18 protein-coding genes and 1 pseudogene are annotated in these 18,314 nt (G+C 76.4%); 1 reads left to right on the top strand and 18 read right to left on the bottom strand.

The features are described 5' to 3' along the window. Positions 1-5 precede the first annotated feature (5 nt). From AB0J00_RS10835 to AB0J00_RS10825, 3 genes are read right to left on the bottom strand one after another with little or no spacing between them, the layout of a single operon-like run. Positions 6-704 carry a zf-HC2 domain-containing protein gene (locus AB0J00_RS10835; RefSeq protein WP_357743931.1) on the bottom strand — a complete coding sequence of 233 codons (699 nt, stop codon included), beginning with the start codon at positions 702-704 and terminating at the stop codon, positions 6-8. Next, positions 701-1,246, bottom strand: a complete 546-nt coding sequence (locus AB0J00_RS10830; protein ID WP_357743929.1) for a sigma-70 family RNA polymerase sigma factor — start codon at positions 1,244-1,246, stop codon at positions 701-703. The genes AB0J00_RS10835 and AB0J00_RS10830 overlap by 4 nt, the downstream gene beginning before the upstream one ends. Further along, positions 1,243-1,929: a YceI family protein gene (locus AB0J00_RS10825; RefSeq protein WP_357743927.1), complete on the bottom strand. Its 687-nt coding sequence runs from the start codon at positions 1,927-1,929 to the stop codon at positions 1,243-1,245. Before AB0J00_RS10825 ends, AB0J00_RS10830 begins: the two co-directional genes overlap by 4 nt. A 194-nt stretch (positions 1,930-2,123) precedes the next feature. Here AB0J00_RS10825 and AB0J00_RS10820 point away from each other — a divergent pair, with 194 nt between their 5' ends. After that, positions 2,124-2,678: a hypothetical protein gene (locus AB0J00_RS10820; RefSeq protein WP_357743925.1), complete on the top strand. Its 555-nt coding sequence runs from the start codon at positions 2,124-2,126 to the stop codon at positions 2,676-2,678. A gap of 121 nt (positions 2,679-2,799) precedes the next feature. Here AB0J00_RS10820 and holA read toward each other — a convergent pair whose 3' ends face one another. The 15 genes and pseudogenes from holA to rplU form a co-directional block, all read right to left on the bottom strand. Beyond that, on the bottom strand, positions 2,800-3,801 hold the full coding sequence (gene holA, locus AB0J00_RS10815) for a DNA polymerase III subunit delta (protein ID WP_357743923.1): 1,002 nt from the start codon (positions 3,799-3,801) through the stop codon (positions 2,800-2,802). A 373-nt stretch (positions 3,802-4,174) separates the two neighbouring features. Then, positions 4,175-5,536: pseudogene (locus AB0J00_RS10810) on the bottom strand (ComEC/Rec2 family competence protein); the annotation flags it as partial. Between the two features lie 712 nt (positions 5,537-6,248). Next, the gene (locus AB0J00_RS10805) at positions 6,249-7,118 is read right to left on the bottom strand and encodes a helix-hairpin-helix domain-containing protein (protein WP_357743921.1); all 870 of its coding nucleotides are present in this window, start codon (positions 7,116-7,118) and stop codon (positions 6,249-6,251) included. Between the two features lie 138 nt (positions 7,119-7,256). Then, the gene (locus AB0J00_RS10800; RefSeq protein ID WP_357743919.1) at positions 7,257-8,261 is read right to left on the bottom strand and encodes a DegV family protein; all 1,005 of its coding nucleotides are present in this window, start codon (positions 8,259-8,261) and stop codon (positions 7,257-7,259) included. After that, positions 8,248-9,012, bottom strand: a complete 765-nt coding sequence (locus tag AB0J00_RS10795) for a histidine phosphatase family protein (protein ID WP_357743917.1) — start codon at positions 9,010-9,012, stop codon at positions 8,248-8,250. The genes AB0J00_RS10800 and AB0J00_RS10795 overlap by 14 nt, the downstream gene beginning before the upstream one ends. Beyond that, positions 9,009-9,497 carry a ribosome silencing factor gene (rsfS, locus tag AB0J00_RS10790; protein WP_357743915.1) on the bottom strand — a complete coding sequence of 163 codons (489 nt, stop codon included), beginning with the start codon at positions 9,495-9,497 and terminating at the stop codon, positions 9,009-9,011. Before rsfS ends, AB0J00_RS10795 begins: the two co-directional genes overlap by 4 nt. Continuing rightward, entirely contained in the window at positions 9,494-10,255 is a 762-nt protein-coding gene (nadD, locus tag AB0J00_RS10785) for a nicotinate-nucleotide adenylyltransferase (RefSeq protein WP_357743913.1), read from the bottom strand. The genes rsfS and nadD overlap by 4 nt, the downstream gene beginning before the upstream one ends. 314 nt (positions 10,256-10,569) lie before the next feature. After that, positions 10,570-12,015 (bottom strand): VWA domain-containing protein, encoded by a 1,446-nt coding sequence (locus AB0J00_RS10780; protein ID WP_357743911.1) that lies wholly within the window; start codon positions 12,013-12,015, stop codon positions 10,570-10,572. Next, positions 12,015-12,905 (bottom strand): MoxR family ATPase, encoded by an 891-nt coding sequence (locus tag AB0J00_RS10775; protein ID WP_357743909.1) that lies wholly within the window; start codon positions 12,903-12,905, stop codon positions 12,015-12,017. The genes AB0J00_RS10780 and AB0J00_RS10775 overlap by 1 nt, the downstream gene beginning before the upstream one ends. Before the next feature lie 34 nt (positions 12,906-12,939). Next, positions 12,940-14,190 (bottom strand): glutamate-5-semialdehyde dehydrogenase, encoded by a 1,251-nt coding sequence (locus tag AB0J00_RS10770; protein ID WP_357743907.1) that lies wholly within the window; start codon positions 14,188-14,190, stop codon positions 12,940-12,942. Between the two features lie 212 nt (positions 14,191-14,402). Further along, complete coding sequence (gene def, locus AB0J00_RS10765; RefSeq protein ID WP_357743905.1) at positions 14,403-14,882, bottom strand: peptide deformylase; 480 nt, start codon at positions 14,880-14,882, stop codon at positions 14,403-14,405. A 93-nt stretch (positions 14,883-14,975) separates the two neighbouring features. After that, entirely contained in the window at positions 14,976-16,091 is a 1,116-nt protein-coding gene (gene proB, locus AB0J00_RS10760) for a glutamate 5-kinase (protein WP_357743903.1), read from the bottom strand. A gap of 2 nt (positions 16,092-16,093) precedes the next feature. Further along, on the bottom strand, positions 16,094-17,584 hold the full coding sequence (obgE, locus tag AB0J00_RS10755) for a GTPase ObgE (RefSeq protein ID WP_357743901.1): 1,491 nt from the start codon (positions 17,582-17,584) through the stop codon (positions 16,094-16,096). Positions 17,585-17,689: 105 nt separating this feature from the next. Continuing rightward, positions 17,690-17,965 (bottom strand): 50S ribosomal protein L27, encoded by a 276-nt coding sequence (gene rpmA, locus AB0J00_RS10750; protein ID WP_357743899.1) that lies wholly within the window; start codon positions 17,963-17,965, stop codon positions 17,690-17,692. A 7-nt stretch (positions 17,966-17,972) separates the two neighbouring features. Then, a complete protein-coding gene (gene rplU / locus AB0J00_RS10745) occupies positions 17,973-18,284 on the bottom strand; it encodes a 50S ribosomal protein L21 (protein WP_357743897.1) in 312 nt (103 codons plus the stop codon). Positions 18,285-18,314: the final 30 nt, after the last annotated feature.

Here is an 18,314-nt window from a genome sequence, read left to right as displayed (position 1 = left end):
GCCGGTCAGAGGTCCGAGCGGGCCAGCGGCGCCGTGCTGCCGACCGAGCGGACGTCGATGCTGCGGATCGCCGCCCTCTCGACGTCCGTGGTCGCCGACAGCCCGGACGCCGAGGTGCCGTCGCCGCTCCAGGTGGCCACCGTCCGCTCCTGGCCGTCGTCGGTGATGACGACCAGCGCGTAGCGGACCCCGTACCCGTCCGGTACGGCCGCGGGGTAACGGCAGCTCCAGTCGAGGCGGGTACCCCACCGGGTCGGGGTGGCGGTCAGCTGGGCGGTGAGGCCGCTGCCGCCGACCGGCTGCAGGTCGACGGTGCGGGCCGAGGCGGTCGCGACCGCCGGGCCGGCCGGGTCGTCGCCGAGCTGGGTGCCCACGACGACGCCCCCGCCGGCCAGCACGGCAGCGACGCCCAGCCCGGCGGCCGCGGTGCGCAGCCGGCCCTGCCGCCGCCGGCGCCGGGCCCGGTCGGCCAGCACCCGCACCCGGTCGCCGTCCCGCCGGGGTCCGGCGTCCTGGTCGCGGATGGCCAGCGCGTCCTGGGCCGGCAGCCGGTTCAGCACGCCGGGCAGCCCGGCGAGCTCGGCGACCGCGGCCCGGCAGCCGGGGCAGGAGGCCAGGTGCGTCTCGTACTCCCGCCGCTCGACGGGTGTCAGCGCGCCGAGCACGTAGGCGGAGTCCCACTCCCGGTACACGTCGTCGGTCACCGGGTGACTCCTCTCTCCTGCAGGGTCAGCCGCAGCGCGCGCAGACCGTAGTGCAGGCGCGACTTGACGGTGCCGGCCGGGATCTCCAGCCGGCGGGCGATCTCGGGCACGGTGTGCCCCAGGTAGTAGGCGTCGACCACGACGGCCCGGTGCTCGGGGCTCAGCGCGGCCAGCGCGTCGGCGATGAGCAGCACGTCGAGCACGTCCTCGGTGCTGCCGCCGCCGACCCGCTCGGGCACCTCCGCGGTGTCGACCTCCCGGCGGTGCCGGGCGCTGCGCCGGTCGTCGATCACCAGGTTCCGCGCCACGGTGAACATCCAGGCCCGGGCCACGTCGTCGTCCTGGGTGAGGACGTCGGGCTTCCGCCAGGCCCGCAGCAGCGTCTCCTGGACGACGTCCTCCGCCTGCTGCCGGTCGTCGGTCAGCCGCAGCGCGTACCGCAGCAGGTCAGGGCCGTGCGCGTCGTGCAGGGCGCGCAGCAGCTCGGCGTCGTCGGCGGCCGGGGCCCCGGCCTCCCGGGACCTGCGCCGGGCCGCGATCACCCCCGCTCCAGGTGCAGCGAGAACTCGACCTGACCGGTGTCCTCGACCGAGACGAAGGGCAGCCGGGGCGCCGTCACGCCGTAGTCGGCGAAGGTGATCGGCACGCTGCCGGTGACCTGCGCGCCGTCGCCGTTAGCGGCCGCCTGCAGCGTGGTGCTCACCTGCCGGGTCACGCCGTGGATCGTGAGCTCGCCGGTCACCGGCACCTCGCCGGGCCGGCCGCCGGTGACCGCGGAGACCGGTGCTGGGCTGGTCAGCTCGAAGGTGGCCTGCGGAAAGCGGTCGGTGTCCATCACCGAGCTGCGGAAGTAGGCGTCGCGCGCCGCCTCGGGGGTGGCGATGCCGGCGACGTCGACCGTGATGTCGGCGGCGGTGAGCTGGTCGCCGGTGACGGTCAGGTCGCCGGTCACCTGCTCGGTGCGGCCGGTGACCGTGGCGCGGTGGCCGCGGAGTACCTCGTCCACCCGGTAGCCGGCGAACGAGCCGGCCCCGACCGTCCACTCCCCCGGCAGGTCGGTGGCGGGGAGCGGGTCGCGCTCGCCGGCAGCGGCGATCCGGGGCGGCGCCGCGGCCTGGGAGTTGACGTGGTCGGCGTAGATGCCCGGTCCGACGGCGAACGCCACGCCGCCGAGCACCAGCACCGATCCACCCACCGCCAGCACGACCTTCGTCCGCGTGCGCATCGCCCGATCCGTTCGTCGTCCCACCCTGTCACCGGGCACGACGGGGTGGCGGGCCGGATCGTTCACCGGTCGGGCGGATCGGTGCCGTGGTGAACGATCCGCCGCCGCGTCCCGTGGTGGGGACGGCGGCACCGCACCGCCCGGCGGCGCCCAGGGCGCGGCGCGGCCGACGGACTCCCGGAAGGCGACCCTCCATGAACCGCAGACTGCTCACCACCGTGGCCGGCTCGGCGCTGGCCCTCACCGCGCTCGCCGGGTGCTCGGCCGGGAGCACCTCAGGCGGCGGGACCGGCGGCGGGCACGCCACTGGTGGCAGTGCCGCTGGTGGCAGTGCCGCCGATGGCAGCTCCGCCGATGCGCTGGCGACGGGCAGCACCTCGTTGGGCACCGTCGTCGTCGACGGGCACGGCCGCACCGTCTACTTCTACGACCAGGACACCGCGAACTCGGGGACGAGCACCTGCACCGGCAGCTGCGCCACCCTGTGGCCGGCGGTCGAGACCACGTCGACGCACCCGGTGGTCCACGACGTGACCGGCACGGTCGGCACGATCACCGGGGTCGACGGCCGACCGCAGCTGACCATCGACGGCCGGCCGGTCTACACCTACGCCGGCGACGCGGCGAAGGGCGACGTCACCGGGCAGGGCGTCGGCGGGATCTGGCACGTCGTCGAGCCCGACGGCACGGAGCTGACTAAGGCGCCCGCCGCCTCGAGCAGCTCGACGGGTGGTGGCTACACCTACTGAACCCGGTGCTCGCACCGGTCCGCAGGGGCGTGCAGGGGCGCCGCCCCTCGGCCCGGTCGCCCCTGGCGCCGCCGTGCCGTTGCCCGGCGAGCCCGCCGGCGGGCCCGGCGGCGCGCGGCGGTCAGCGGCCGGTGCGGGCCCGGCCGCCGGCGGTGGCCGCGCGGATCGCCACGATCTGCCGGACCGCGCGCTCCAGCGCGTAGTCGGCGCTGGCCGCCATGCCCTTCACGTCCGCGTTGAGCTGCGCGGTCACCGCGATCGCCTGCTGCAGCCCGTCGATGCTCCAGCCGCGGGCCTGCCCCTGGGCCTTCTTCACCTTCCACGGCGGCAGCTTGAGGGTGCGCGCCAGGTCACCGATGTTCGTGGTGTTCAGCGACGCGACCCGGGCGGCGGTGCGCACCCCGTCGGCGAGCGCGTCGGCGATGAGCACGTGCGCCACGCCGCGCTGCAGCGCCCAGCGCAGCAGCTCCACCGAGCCCGCGGTGTCGCCGACGAGCACCCGCTCGGCGACGGAGAAGCCGGTGACCTCCGCCTGGCCGCGGTGGAAGCGGGCGACGGCGTCGGCGTCGACGACCCCGCCGAAGTCCGAGACGAGCTGGCTGGCCGCGGACGACAGCTGGCGCAGGTCGTTGCCGACCGCCTCGATGAGCGCGGTCACCGCGTCGGGGCTGATCTTCCCTCCGGCGTAGCGCACCTCGTTGCGGACGAAGGCGATGCGGTCGCCGGGCGAGGTGACCTTCGGGCAGTCGTCGACCGCGGCACCGGCGGCCTTGAATGCCTTGACCAGCGCCTCGTTGCGCTTGCCGCCGGAGTGCACGAGCACGAGCGTCAGCTCCGGGTCGGGGTCCTTGAGGTAGCCGGTGAGCGCGTCGGCGAGCGCCGCGGCCGACTCCTGGGCGCCGAGGACGACCACGAGGCGGTGGCCGCCGAACAGCGACGGCGACAGCACCTCCGCGAGGTCGCCCAGCGGGAGGCCCCCGGCCACCAGGTCGTGCTCCTCGACGTCCGGGTGGAGGTCGCGCACCGCCGTCCGGACGGCCGAGACCGCCCGCTCGCGCAGCAGCTCCTCCTCGCCGAGCACGACCCGCAGCCGGGACGTCGGAGGAGGGGGTGCGGCAGCCACGGCGCCATGCTGCCACGCGCCTCCGACGGTCGGCCGCTGCCGCCGCCGGGCCCGGCGGTGCGGCTCCCGGAGCGGTGGGCCGCCCGGCGGCGGCGGGTCCCAGGACGCTGTCCGGTCCCCGCACCGCCACGCCCCAGTCGCCGGCGCGGCCGGCCACGGCGACGTCACCGTCCCGGTCGGTGCGGTGGACCCGCATGCCGTCGGCGGCGAGCCAGCGCAGCAGCCGGGTGGCCGGGTGGCCGTAGGTGTTGTCCGCCCCGACCGACACCACCGCGACCCGCGCGCCGGTCGCGGCGAGGAAGCCGGGATCGGCGTCGGCGCTGCCGTGGTGGGGCACCTTGAGCACGTCGGCGGACAGGTCGGTGCCCGCGGCCAGCCGGCGTTCGGCGTCCGCCCCCAGGTCACCGGTGAACAGCAGCCGGAGGCCCCGCTGGGTGACCCGCACGACCAGGGACAGGTCGTTGGGCTCGGCGCCGACCACGGCTCGCGCCGGGTCGGGCGCGAGCACCTCGACGGCCGCGGACCCGACGGTGCGCCGGTCGCCGGGGACCAGGACGGCCCGCTCGGCACCGGTGCGGCGGACCAGCGCCCCGAGCGCCGGGGCCCGGTCGTCGGTGGGCGCCAGCGACCCGGTGGCCACCGTCCCGACCTCGCGGCCGCCGAGCGCCCCGGACAGGCCGCCGACGTGGTCGGCGTCCAGGTGCGAGAGCAGCACCAGCGGCAGCCGGTCGATCCCGAGCCGGTCCAGGCACGCGTCGACCAGCACCGGGTCGGGCCCGGCGTCGACGAGCAGCCCCTCACCGGGCGCGGTGGGCAGCACCAGCGCGTCGCCCTGCCCGACGTCGCAGGCGACCAGTGCCGTCGCCGGGGGTGGCCAGCCGCGGCTGACCTGCCGCACCGGCCAGCCCACGAGGACGATCCCGACCACCGCGGCCAGCGCGAGCAGCCGCCACCGGGGCCACCGCAGCAGCGTCCAGAGGAGCAGCCCGAGCACCGCCGCGAGCAGCAGCGCACCGCCCGCGCCACCGGGCCAGCCGACCGCGCCGTCGGGCACCGCGGCGGCCCGCTCGCCGACCGCGACCAGCCAGCGCACCGGCCAGCCCGCCAGCCAGGTCAGCAGGTCCCCGGCGGCCGGCCACCCCGGCCCGGCCAGCGCCGCGAGCAGGCCCAGCACCGTGGCCGGCGCGACCGCCGGCGCGGCCAGCAGGTTGGCCGGCAGGGAGACCAGGCTGACCGTGCCGGACAACGCCACGACCAGCGGTGCGGTGGCCAGCCCCGCGGCCGCGGAGACCGCGAGCGCGTCGGCGAGCGGACCGGGCAGCCGCCGGGCGCGCAGCGCGCGCGACCAGGCCGGCGCCAGCAGCACGATCGCCGCGGTCGCGGCCACCGACAGCGCGAAGCCGGGGTCGCGCGCGAGCCCGGGACCGACCAGCAGCAGGACCGCCACCGCCGCGGACAGCGCGGGGACCGCCGCCCGGCTGCGCCCCGAGGCGAGGGCCAGCAGGGTGACCCCGCCCATCGCCGCCGCGCGCAGCACGCTGGGCTGCGGCCCGGCCAGCACCACGAACCCGACGAGCCCGGGCACGGCCACCAGTGCCTGCAGGCGGCGGTCCGCGCCGCGCAGCCGGAGTGGCCAGAGCAGCAGGGTCAGCACGATCGCGACATTGGCCCCGGACACGGCGGTGAGGTGCGCCAGCCCGGCCCGGCGGAACTCCTCGGTCAGCTGGGCGTCCATCCCGCGGGTGTCACCGACGACGAGCCCGGGCAGCAGCCCGGCCGGGCGGGCCGGCAGCACCCGGTCCGCCGAGGCGGCGAGCCCGGCGCGCACCGGTGCCGCCAGCCGCTGCAGACCGGCCGGGCCGGAGAGCTGCGTGGGCGGGGAGCGGGCGGACAGCAGCGCCACCACGTCGTCCCCGGGCTCGGCGGCGCGCACCGCGGCCCGGACCCGCAGCGACTGCCCGGCGCGCACCTGCTGCCACTCGGCGGCCGGCCCGAACAGCAGCACCGGCTGGCCGGCGACCGCCGTGCCATCGACGGCGGTCACGGTCGCCGGCAGCAGCACCCGCGGCTCGCCGGCGCCGGTGAGCGGGCGGGGGTCGGCGTCGGCCCGCAGCACCAGCCCGGCCACCCCGCCGTCGGCCGCCAGCCGGGTCAGCGGCGAACCCGCCCGCACGTCGGCCCGCACCGCGGCGACGGCGCAGACCGCGGCCAGCGCGGCCAGGCAGCCCGCCAGCAGCACGGTGCCTCGCCGGCCGCCCGTGCGGCCGCGCAGCAGCAACGGCACCAGGACGAGGGCGGCCCCGGCGGTCAGCGCGAGCGGTGCCGCCCCGAGCCGGGCCGTGAGCAGCGTGGCGACCCAGATCGTCGCCGCCGGCGGCACCAAGCGGAGGTCCAGCCAGGTCCACCGGCCCTCGTCGGTGCGACGGACCACCCGCAGGCTGCGCACGTCAGACCCGCAGCAGCGGTGCCAGCCGCGCATACAGCGCCGGGCCGATGCCGCTGACGTCGTCGAGCTGCTCGATCGCGGTGAACCGGCCGTGCTCCGTGCGGTGGTCGACGATCCGCTGGGCCAGCACGGGGCCGACACCGGGCAGCGCGTCGAGGTCGGCGACCGTGGCGGTGTTGAGGTCGACCGGGCCGGCAGCTGGTCCACCCGGGGTCGCCGCGGCGGGGGCGGCGGCGCCCGGCACGCCGACCGCGATCTGCTGGCCGTCGGTGACCACGGCCGCGGCGTTGACGGCGGCCGGGTCCGCCTCCGGCAGCAGGCCACCCGCGGCGGCCAGCGCATCGGCGACCCGGGCGCCCGGGGCGAGGGTGACCAGCCCGGGCCGGGCCACCTGCCCGACCACCGACACGACGACCGCGCTCCCGGTGCCCGTGGGCGCCGCAGGGTCCGGGGACCCGGTCGGCCGGGCCGCGGCGGCGGCGGCGGTCGGCTCCGGCGCCCGGGACGGCACCGGTTCGACGGCGGGCCGGTGCAGCCACGTCCAGCCCAGCACCGCCGCCGCGGCGACCAGCGCCGCCGCCCACAGCGCCCAGGCCGCCGGCCGGCCGGGCACGACCCGGGCGGTGCGGCCGGGGGCGCGGTGCCGGCCCAGCACCGGCAGCGCCGGGTCGCCGGTCAGCGGCGTCTCCCAGCGGTCGGGATCGGCCTCCGCGCCGTCGCCCGCGCCCTGGGGGTCGTCGGGGTCGGGGCGGTCCGGGTCGCCGGGGTCGTCGGGCACCCAGCCGCCGGACCGCTGCCCCTCCGCCAGCAGCGCACGCAGGCGGGCGCGGATGACGTCGGCGTCGTCGCTGCGGCGGGTGGAGGGGCGCACCCGGCGGACGCTAGGAGCGGTCCCCGACCCCCGGCCAGGTGTCCGGGCAGGTTGTGGACGGCGCCGCCCGTTGTGGACGGTGGGCGGCACGAGGACGGTCGTGGAGTCGACGGTGGGCCGGTGCCGACCCTGCCGCGCTCAGCGCCCGCCCAGCTCCTCGCCGCCCCGGCCCGGGCCGCCCCTGTCGCCCTGGTCCCGCGGCTCGTCTTGCCTCCGCGACTCGTCCTGCTCCCGCGGGTCGTCCTGCTCCCGCGGCGAGGGGTCGATGACCACCCCGACCGCCCCCGGGCCGACGTGCGCGCCGAGGGCCGCACCGAGCTCGCTGAGGTGCAGCTCCCGCACGGGGAGCCGGTCGGTGAGCTGGTCGGCCAGCCGCTGGGCCCGGTCGGGCGCGGCGAGGTGGTGCACCGCGACGTCGACCGGGGCGTCCCCGGCCACCTCGGCGGCGCGCTGCACCAGCCGGTGCAGCGCGCGGGTCGACGTGCGCACCTTCTCCAGGGCGCTGATCTGCCCGTCGGAGACGTGCAGGATCGGCTTGACCGCCAGCGCCGTGCCCAGCGCGGCGGCCGCGGTGCCGATCCGGCCACCGCGCCGCAGGTGCTCGAGGGTGTCGACGACGAACAGCGTGCGGGTGGCGGCGGCGGTGACCCGGGCGGCGGCCGCGGTCTCCTCGGCGGTCGCCCCCGCCGCGGCGGCCCGGGCCGCGGCGAGCACGGCGAAGCCGCTGCCCATCGCCGCCGACCGGGAGTCCAGCACGGTCACCAGGTGCTCGCCGACCGAGGCGGCGGCCAGCCGGGCCGCGTCCCAGGTGCCCGAGAGCTCCGCCGACAGGTGCACCGACACGATCCGCTCCGCGCCCGCGTCCAGCCGGGCCCGGTAAGCGGCGACGAAGTCACCGGGCGTGGGGCGCGACGTCGACACCTGACCACCGCGGACGGTCAGGGCGCGGGCTACCTCCTGGGAGGTGACGTCGCTGCCCTCCCGGCCCGATCGGCCGGCCAGCACCACGTACAGCGGCACCACGTGGACGCCGTACCGGTCGGCGAGCCCGACCGGCAGGTAGGCGGTCGAGTCGGTGACCACGGCCACCCGCCCGCCACCGGCGGGGCGGTGCCGGGCGGCGCTGGGGTCAGCCGGCCGCATCGGCGTCGGTGGTGGGCCCGGACGGCGCCTCCCCGGGGCCCGCGCCGACCGGCGCGAGCCCGCCCGCACCACCGGCTGCGTCCCGGGCGCCTGCTCCGGCCGGGAAGCCGTCCGGGGACGACGCCGGTGCCGACAGGTTGTGCCGCATCAGCCGCCAGCCCACGGTCTGGAAGTCCAGCTCGCTCCAGTGGCAGTTGCCCAGCGGACCGAACACCCGGCGGTGCTCGTGACCGAGACCCAGCAGCGCCTCGACCAGCCGGCCGGCCAGCCCGCCGTGGGTCACCAGGACCGCGACGTCGACCTCCGGCAGCGCGGCGACCGCGGCGAGGGCCCGGTCGGCGACGACCGCCGGCTCCTCCCCGCCCCGACCGCGCACCGCACCGCCGGCCACCCAGTCCGCGTACTGCTCGGGGTGCCGGTCGGCCACCTCGTCGCGGGTCAGCCCCTCCCACGAGCCGAGGCCGTGCTCGCGCAGGCGGGGGTCCAGGAGCACCGGGACCTCCAGCAGCGGAGCCAGGGCACCGGCGGTGTCGACGGCCCGCTGGAGGTCGCTGGAGACCAGCACCACCCGCTTGCCGCGGAGCGCCGCGGCCAGCAGCGGTGCGGTGCGGGCGGCCTGGGCGCGGCCCTCGTCGTCCAGGGGCGGGTCCAGCTGCCCCTGGAAGCGGCCGGCCGCGTTCCACTCGGTGCGCCCGTGCCGCCAGACCAGCAGCCGGCGCACCGGCGGGGTCGCGGGACCGGCGGTGGTCACCGGTCGGTGTCGACCGGCTCCGCCGCCCCGGTCTCGTCGTCACCGGCCACGTCGTCACCAGCAGCGTCGTCACCAGCACCAGCATCGTCGCCGGTGGCCGGCGCGGCGCCGGCCGCGGCGGGGGCGTGCTGGTCGACGAACGGGATGACCGGGCAGTCCTTCCACAGCCGCTCGAGGGCGTAGTAGGCCCGCTCCTCGGCGTGCTGGACGTGGACGACGACGTCGACGAAGTCCAGCAGCACCCAGCGGGACTCGGCGACGCCCTCGCGGCGGACCGGCTTGACGCCGTGCTCGCGCAGCCGGTCCTCCACCTCGTCGACGATGGACTGGACCTGCCGTTCGTTGGGTGCGGACGCCAGCACGAAGGCGTCGGTGATCGCCAGGCGGTCGCTGACGTCGACGATGGAGACGTCGGTCGCCAGCTTGTCCGCGGCAGCCTGCGCGGCGATCAGCGCGGTCTCGCGGGCCTCGGCCGAGGCGGTCATCGGGGTATCTCCTGCAGATCGGGGGACGGACCGTCCCCGGGGGCGGGGTCGTCGGGCAGCGCCGGCCGAGCCGGGGGGCCGCCGTCGGACGACGGGGGGATGTCGGGGGCGGCCGGCCGGGTCGGCGCGGTCGCGGCGCGCACACGGCCGCTGAGCAGGTGGCCGTTGCGGTCCCCGCGGTACAGCCGGCGCTTCTCGATGTACTGGACGACGCCGTCGGGCACGAGGTACCAGACCGGCATGCCGCGCTGCACCCGCGCGCGGCAGTCGGTGGAGCTGATGGCCAGCGCGGGCACCTCGACGAGGCTCACCGCGCCGTCGGGCAGGTCGGTGTCGGCCAGCTGGTACCCCGGCCGGGTGACGCCCACGAAGTGCGCCAGCTCGAAGAGCTTGTCGGTGTCCCGCCAGCTGACGATCTGGGCGAGCGCGTCGGCGCCGGTGATGAAGAACATCTCCGCGTCCGGGTGCAGTCGCCGCAGGTCACCCAGCGTGTCGATGGTGTACGTCGGACCTCCGCGGTCGACGTCCACCCGGCTGACCGAGAAGCGCGGGTTGGAGGCGGTGGCGATGACCGTCATCAGGTAGCGGTCCTCCGCCGGGCTCACCCCGCGGTCGGACTTCTGCCACGGCTCACCGGTCGGCACGAAGACGACCTCGTCGAGCCCGAACAGGCCCGCGACCTCGCTGGCGGCGACGAGGTGACCGTGGTGGATGGGGTCGAAGGTGCCGCCCATCACCCCGATGCGTCGTGCTGCCACCGATCGAGCCTATCCGCTCCCGCCGGAGCCGGTCTGCGGAGCACCGGCCCCGACGGGAGGGGAACGTACGGGGCGGAGTCGACCGGTCCCGGTTGCCCGGCCCGTTCGACGGCCGGCACCCCCGTGCCGCCGGCCGCCGGCAGCTCCTCCACCGCCACCCGACCGGCGGACCCGGTCGGACGTCGGCGGGCTCGATGCTGCCGTCCACGGGGCTCAACGCGGACGGTCGCGTCCGGTTACGGGCCGGGCTGCGGATTTCCGCTGACCGGCCGACGGCGCGCAACGCGTCCGCCCGGCCCGGGACGGGCACGGGGTCAGAGCGTGGTGACGAACTCCGCCAGCTGGGCGGCGTTGCGCACCTCGACCATGGGCACGACGTCGCGGTACCGGTCGGCCGCGGAGTCGCCGGTCCCCCACAGCCGGCGCGGCTCCGGGTTGAGCCAGTACGCGCTGCGGCTGCGCCGGACCAGGTCGGCGAGCACGGGCAGCCCCGGCTGGCGGAAGTTGGTGCGCCCGTCGCCGAGCACCAGCAGCGACGTCCGCGGTCCGACCGCCTCCGGCCAGCGCTCGGCGAACACCTCGAACGCGTTGCCGTAGTCGCTGTGCCCGTCGAAGGAGACGACGTCGGCCTCCCGGCCGATCCGGGCGACCGCGTCGACGACGTCCGCGCCGGGGGCGAAGAACCGGGTCACCTCGTCGGTGGAGTCGACGAACGCGAACGCCCGCACCCCGGTGAAGTGCTCGCGCAGCGCCTGGGTGAGCAGCAGCGTGAAGTGGCTGAACCCGGCCACCGACCCGCTGACGTCGCACAGCACCACCAGCTCCGGCTTGTGCACCACCCGGGGCCGGTGGTGGGTGACCAGCGGCATCCCGCCGGTGGCCAGCGACGCCCGCACCGTGCGCCGGAAGTCCAGCCGCCCCGCCCGGCCGGTGCGGCGCCGGGCCGACAGCCGGGCGGCCAGCCGGCGGGCGAGCGGGCCGACGGTGCGCCGCAGCTCGACCAGGTCCGCCTGCTGGGCGCGCAGGAAGTCGACCTGCTCGGCCAGCGGCTTGACCGCGTTGCGGGCCACCCGCTCCCGCCCCTTCTCCGCGGCCGTCCGCCGGCGCACCTCCGCCTCCACCGCCGCCGTGAACCCGGCCACCCGCTCCCGGGCCGTCTGCCGGGCCACCTGCTCGGCCAGCCCGCCGCGGTCGGCGCCGCCCAGCAGCCCGGCCACCAGCTGCGCGACCAGGGTGTCCGGCGACAGCGCGCGCAGCACCCGGTAGCTGAAGAACGACTGCCCGGACGGCGACGGCGCCCCGGCCCCCAGCCGGTCGACCGCCAGCCGGGCGAACCGGCGCAGCGCCTCGTCGTCGCCCTCGGCCAGCAGCCGCAGCAGCTCCGCGCGCATCGCCTCGGCCGCGGCGCCCGGCTCACCGACCCGGAGCGGTGCGTCACCGTCCGCGTCCGGTCCGCCGGCCGCGTCGACGGCCGGGTCGCCGGTCGGGTCGCCGTCCGCGCCCGGCCGGTCGGTCAGCGGCCACCACAGGTCGAACAGCACGTCGAACACCGGCCGTTGGGCCGCCCGGCGCAGCAGCACCGCCGCGAGACCGTGCCGGAGCTGATCGCGGTCCAGCAGGTCGACGGCGGTGAGCACCTGCGCGGCGTCCACCGCCTGGCTGATGCCCACCGGCACGCCGGCCTCGCGGACCGCCCGCACGAACCCGTCCAGGTGGCCGGCCAGCCCACCCGGGACGGCGGCCGCGCCGGGCGTCGTCATCAGTTCAGCTTCAGCTGCGCCGCGGCCCGGGCCTGGTCGCTGGCGTGCTTGAGCACCACGCCCAGGGTGGCCCCGACCGCCGCCTCGTCGAGGGTGTCCAGCCCGAGCGCGAGCAGCGTCTGCGCCCAGTCCAGCGTCTCGGAGATCGACGGCGACTTCTTCAGCTCCATCGCCCGCAGCGCCCGCACGGTGCGCACCAGCTGGTCGGCCAGCGCCGGGGCCAGGTCGGGCACCCGGGAGAGCACGATCTCCCGCTCCCGCTCGGCGCTCGGGTAGTCCAGCGCCAGGTACAGGCAGCGGCGCTTGAGCGCCTCGGACAGCTCGCGGGTCGCGTTGGAGGTGAGCACGACCAGCGGCCGCCGGGTCGCGGTGATCGTGCCGAGCTCGGGGATGGTCACCTGGAAGTCGCTGAGCACCTCCAGCAGCAGCCCCTCCACCTCGACGTCGGCCTTGTCGGTCTCGTCGATGAGCAGCACCGTCGGCTCGGTCCGCCGGATGGCGGTCAGCAGCGGCCGGGCGAGCAGGAACTCCTCACCGAAGACGTCGTCGTGCACGGCGTCCCAGTCGGCGCCCGCGCCGGTGCCCGCCCCCGCCGCGGAGATCCGCAGCAGCTGCTTCTTGTAGTTCCACTCGTACAGCGCCCGCGCTTCGTCCAGGCCCTCGTAGCACTGCAGGCGGATCAGCTCCGACCCGGTGGCCGCGGCCATCGCCTTGGCCAGCTCCGTCTTGCCGACCCCGGCGGGCCCCTCGACCAGCAGCGGCTTGCCCAGCCGGTCGGCGAGGAACACGGTCGTGGCGATCGCGTGGTCGGGCAGGTAGCCGGCCGCCGAGAGCCGCTGGGTCACGTCCGCCACGTCGGCGAACTGGGCGGCGTGGGTGGGCAGGGACATGCGGCTCCTCGACTCTGGGGAGACGTACGAGCGGTCAGCGGGTGTGGCCGTTGCCCGTCACGACGTAGGTGGTGGAGGTGAGCTCCGGCAGCCCCAGCGGGCCCCGGGCGTGCAGCTTCTGGGTGGAGATGCCGATCTCGGCGCCGAAGCCGAACTCACCGCCGTCGGTGAACCGGGTGGAGGCGTTGACCAGCACCGCCGCGGCGTCGACGCCCGCGGTGAAGTCGGCGATGGCCCGGGCCGAGTCGGCGACGATCGCCTCCGAGTGCCCGCTCCCCCACCGGCTGATGTGGTCCAGCGCCTGGGGCAGGTCGTCGACCACCCGCACGGCCATGTCCAGCGACAGGTACTCGGTCGCCCAGTCCTCGTCGGTGGCCGGCACGACCGCGTCGTGCGCGGCGCGGGCCGTCTCGTCGCCGTGCAGGGTCACGCCGGCCTCGGCCAGCGCGGTCAGCAGCCGCGGCAGGAACGGGACGTCGCGGTGCACCAGCAGCGTCTCCGCGGAGTTGCAGACGCTCACCCGGTGGGTCTTGGAGTTGAGCACGATCGCCTCGGCCATCGCGGCGTCCGCGGAGGCGTCGACGTAGACGTGGCAGTTGCCGACGCCGGTCTCGATCACCGGCACCGTCGACTCGGTGACCACCCGCTGGATCAGCGAGGCGCCGCCGCGCGGGATGACCACGTCGACCAGCCCGCGGGCGTTGAGCAGCTCGCCCACCGACGCGCGGTCGGCCGGCAGCAGCGCGACGGAGCCGGCGGGCAGCCCCGCCTTCTCGGCGGCCTCGGTGAGCACGGTGACCAGCGCGGTGTTCGTGCGGTGCGCCGACGCCGACCCGCGCAGCAGCGCCGCGTTGCCGCTCTTCAGGCACAGCCCGGCGGCGTCGACGGTCACGTTCGGGCGGGCCTCGTAGACGATCCCGACCACGCCCAGCGGCACCCGCACCTGGCGCAGCTGGAGGCCGTTCACCAGCGTCGAGCCGCGGACGACGTCGCCCACCGGGTCGGGCAGCGACACCAGGTGCCGCAGCGCGTCGGCGACCCCGCGCAGCCGGGGCAGGTCCAGCCGGAGCCGGTCCAGCATCGCCGCCGGGGTGCCTCCGGCCGCCGCTGCCTCCATGTCGGTGGCGTTGGCGTCGAGCACCTCGTCGGCGCGCTCGACCAGGGCGTCGGCCATCGCGAGCAGCGCGGCGTCCTTGGTCTCGGTCGGCAGCGTGCGCAGCACGCGGGCCGCCTCGCGGGCCCGGGTGGCTGCGTCACCGATCAGCGGGAAGTCAGCGGCGGACACGGGTCGAGGTTACGCGGGCGCGCAGCCCCCTGGCCCGGACGGCGGCCGTGCTGCCGTGGTCGGCGCACCCGTCGACGCCCAGGAGGACGCCGTGCCCGTCGAGCTGCCGGACCCGAGGGGCTCCCCCGGCCCGAGGTCCACCGCCAGGTCGTGGCGTCGGGCGAGCCCGACCTGCTGGTCGAGGTCGAGGCGGTCGCCGTCCTGCCGTGAGCTCAGCTGCGCAGCGCGCGCAGCACCCGCTTGCGGGCCTCGCCGGTGAGCCGGTCGACGAACAGCTTCCCGTCGAGGTGGTCGACCTCGTGCTGCAGGCAGCGCGCCATCAGCCCGGTGCCCTCCAGCCGCAGCGGCTCGCCGTGCACGTCGAAGCCCTCGGCCACGCAGTGCATCGCCCGCACGGTGGGCGCGTACAGCCCCGGGATCGACAGGCAGCCCTCGTCGTCGTCCTGGGTCTCCTCGGACCGCTCGGTGATCACCGGGTTCACCATGTGCCCGATCACGCCGTCGACGTTGTAGGAGAAGATCCGCAGCCCGACGCCGATCTGCGGGCCGGCGACCCCGGCGCGGCCGGGGTTGTCGACGGTCTCCTCCAGGTCACGGATGAGCGCGGCGAGGTCCTTGTCGAACGAGCGCACGGGGTCGGCGGGCGTGCGGAGCACCGGGTCGCCGATCTCGCGGATGGGGCGGATCGTCACGGCGACAGTCTGTCAGCCGACGAATGCACTGGTCGGCCTCCACCCCCGGTCCGCTCCTCGCTCGCAGAGCTCGCTGCGATGCTCCCGGCGGTGTCAGCCGACGAACCGGCGGCCGACCAGCACCATCTCGTCCCGGTGCACCACCTCGCGCCGGTGCTCCGGGTCGAGGTCGCCGCTCTTGCGGCCGAGCAGCGCCGGCATCTCCGCGGCGTCGTACGCGACCAGGCCGCGGGCGACCACCACGCCGTCCGGCCCGACCAGCTCCACCGGGTCGTCGGCCAGGAACGAGCCGCTGATCGCGGTGATCCCGGCGGCCAGCAGCGAGGCGTGCCGCTCGCGTACCGCCCGCACCGCGCCGTCGTCGAGCACCAGCCGCCCGCGCGGGCTGCTGGCGTAGCGCAGCCAGAACTGCCGGGCCGAGGGACGCCGGCCGCTCGCGGCGAACAGCGTGCCGACCCGCTCCCCCGCCAGCGCGGCGCCGGCCTGCGGGGTGGAGGTGACCACCACCGGCACCCCGGCGGAGGCGGCGATGAACGCGGCTTCCACCTTGGTGGCCATGCCGCCGGTGCCCACGCCGTTGCGGCGGGCCGACCCCAGGGTGACCGCGGCCAGGTCGGCGCGGCTGCGGACCGTGTCGACCAGCTGCGCCGGGCCGGTGCGCGGGTCGCCGTCGTAGACGCCGTCGACGTCGGACAGCAGCACCAGCGCGTCGGCGACCGCGACGTGCGCGACCAGCGCCGCCAGCCGGTCGTTGTCGCCGAACCGGATCTCCTCGGTGGCGACGGTGTCGTTCTCGTTGACGATCGGCAGCACGCCCAGCGCCAGCAGCCGCTCGACGGTCTGCCGGGCGTTCCGGTAGTGGCTGCGCCGGGTGAGGTCGCCGGCGGTCAGCAGCACCTGCCCGACGGTGACGTCATGCGCGGCGAAGGCCTCGGCGTAGGTCTGCACCAGCCGGAGCTGGCCGACGCTGGCCGCCGCCTGGGCGGTGGCCAGGTCGCGCGGGCGGCTGTCGATCCCCAGCGGGGCCAGCCCCGCGGCGATCGCGCCGGAGGAGACCAGGACGACCTCGCGGCCGGCGGCACGCAGCGCGCCGAGGACGTCGACGAGCGCCCGCAGCCGCTCGGTGTCCAGGCCCCCGGGCAGGGTGGTCAGCGACGACGAGCCGACCTTCACCACCACCCGGGAGGCCCCGGCGATCTCCGCCCGCACGCTCAGCGCCCCTCGTCGTCCTCGAAGAAGGACTGGTCGAGGGACCCGTCGGCCTCGGCCAGCTCGTAGGGCACCCGGCGGGCCTTCTTGGCCGCCAGCCGCTCCTCGGCGCTGATCCGGTGGTTGTTCTCCAGCCGGACGTCCGAGCCCCGACCGCCCAGCCCCGCCATCTGCTCGGCGTCGAGCGTGCCGGCGGGCAGCGTCGGCTCCCAGTCGAAGGTGACGTCGCCGACGGTGACCGCGTCGCCGGGGACGGCGCCGGCCTTGGCCAGCGCGTCCTCGACACCGAGCCGGTTGAGCCGGTCGGCGAGGAAGCCGACCGCCTCGTCGTTGTTGAAGTCGGTCTGCCGGATCCACCGCTCGGGCTTCACGCCGCGGACCAGCCAGCCGTCGGTGCGCGGGTCGGGCTCGACGGTGAAGCCGCTGTCGTCGACCGCGCGCGGGGTGAGGGTGATCCGCACCGGCTCGGGCTCGGGCAGCGTCGTGCGGTACTGCTCGACCTCACGGGCCAGCGCGTAGCTCAGCGCGGGCAGGCCCTCGCCGGTGGCCACGCTGATCGCGAACACCTGCAGGCCGCGGGCCTCGAGCGTCTCGCGCACCAGGTCGACCAGGTCCCGGGCGTCCGGGACGTCGATCTTGTTGAGGACGGCGATGCGCAGCCGGCCGACCAGGTCGAGCTCCTCGCCGCCGTACTCGCGCAGCTCGTGCTCCAGCGCATCGATGTCGCTCTCCGGGTCGCGGCCGGGCTCCATGGTGGCCATGTCGACCACGTGCACCAGCACCGCGCAGCGCTCGACGTGCCGGAGGAACTCCAGCCCGAGGCCCTTGCCGGTCGAGGCGCCGGGGATCAGCCCGGGCACGTCGGCCATCGTGTAGGTGACGTCGCCGGCGCGGACGACGCCCAGCTGCGGCACCAGCGTGGTGAACGGGTAGTCGGCGATCTTGGGCCGGGCGGCGCTCATGGCGGCGACCAGCGAGGACTTCCCCGCCGACGGGAAGCCGACCAGGCCGACGTCGGCGATGCTCTTGAGCTCCAGCACCGCGGAGACGGAGTCGCCGGGCTCGCCGAGCAGCGCGAAGCCGGGCGCCTTGCGCCGGGAGTTGGCCAGCGCGGCGTTGCCGAGCCCGCCCTTGCCGCCGTGCGCGAGCACGACGCGGGTGCCCGCACCCATCAGGTCGGCGACGACCTCGCCGTCGATGGACACCACGGTGCCCTCGGGTACGCGGAGGACCTTGTCCTCGCCGCGGCCGCCGTTCTTGAAGTCGCCGGCGGCCTGCTTGCCGTTGCCCGCCTTCTGGTGCGGCGAGTGGTGGAAGTCCAGCAGGGTGTGCGCGTTGGGGTCGACCTCGAGGACGACGTCCCCGCCGTCCCCGCCGTTGCCCCCGTCGGGACCGCCGAGCGGCTTGAACTTCTCCCGGTGGACCGAGCTGACCCCGTTGGCGCCGTTGCCGGCGGACACGTGGATCGTCACGCGATCGACGAAAGCGGCCATGGTCGCCGCCTCTCTGCTGCTGCTGAAAGTGGAACGGGTGGCGGTGCCTGTCGGCACCGCCACCCGGGCAAAGCTGTGCGGCCTCGTCCGGGGACGAGGTCCTGATCAAACGGCGACGGGCTCCGCGGCAGCCACCGTCTCGATGGAGACCACGCGACGCCCGCGGCGGTGGCCGAAGGTCACCGCGCCCGGGAGGAGGGCGAACAGGGTGTCGTCCTTGCCGCGGCCGACCCCCAGACCCGGGTGGAAGTGGGTGCCGCGCTGGCGGACGATGATCTCGCCCGCCTTCACGACCTGGCCGCCGAAGCGCTTGACGCCGAGGCGCTGCGCGTTCGAGTCGCGGCCGTTGCGGGAGGACGAGGCGCCCTTCTTGTGTGCCATGTCGTCGTCAGCCCTTCGTGATGTCGCGGACCACGACGCTGGTCAGGGGCTGACGGTGCCCCTGCCGCTTGTGGTAACCCGTCTTGTTCTTGAACTTGTGGATCTTGATCTTCGGGCCCTTGCCGTGCTCGACGATCTCGCCGGTCACGGTCACGCCGGCCAGCGCCTGCGCGTCGGTGGTGACGGTGTCGCCGTCGACCAGCAGCAGGGCCGGGAGGGTGACGGAGTCACCGGCCTCCCCGCTCAGGCGGTTGACGGTGAAGGTGTCACCGACAGCCACCTTGTGCTGCGTTCCACCGGCCTTGACGACTGCGTACACCACTGACTCCTCGATCGGTTCTCTGCTGTC

The organism is Modestobacter sp. NPDC049651, from assembly GCF_040659695.1.
Lineage (GTDB): Bacteria > Actinomycetota > Actinomycetes > Mycobacteriales > Geodermatophilaceae > Modestobacter.
This window is presented reverse-complemented; position numbering and strand designations above follow the sequence as displayed.

Excerpts from the sequence above, each read along its gene's own strand:
- AB0J00_RS10825 (WP_357743927.1), bottom strand. The coding sequence starts at position 1,929 with ATGCGCACGCGGACGAAGGTCGTGCTGGCGGTGGGTGGATCGGTGCTG.
- AB0J00_RS10820 (WP_357743925.1), top strand. The coding sequence starts at position 2,124 with ATGAACCGCAGACTGCTCACCACCGTGGCCGGCTCGGCGCTGGCCCTC.
- AB0J00_RS10800 (WP_357743919.1), bottom strand. The coding sequence starts at position 8,261 with ATGCGGCCGGCTGACCCCAGCGCCGCCCGGCACCGCCCCGCCGGTGGC.
- rsfS (WP_357743915.1), bottom strand. The coding sequence starts at position 9,497 with ATGACCGCCTCGGCCGAGGCCCGCGAGACCGCGCTGATCGCCGCGCAG.
- AB0J00_RS10780 (WP_357743911.1), bottom strand. The coding sequence starts at position 12,015 with ATGACGACGCCCGGCGCGGCCGCCGTCCCGGGTGGGCTGGCCGGCCAC.
- AB0J00_RS10775 (WP_357743909.1), bottom strand. The coding sequence starts at position 12,905 with ATGTCCCTGCCCACCCACGCCGCCCAGTTCGCCGACGTGGCGGACGTG.
- obgE (WP_357743901.1), bottom strand. The coding sequence starts at position 17,584 with ATGGCCGCTTTCGTCGATCGCGTGACGATCCACGTGTCCGCCGGCAAC.
- rpmA (WP_357743899.1), bottom strand. The coding sequence starts at position 17,965 with ATGGCACACAAGAAGGGCGCCTCGTCCTCCCGCAACGGCCGCGACTCG.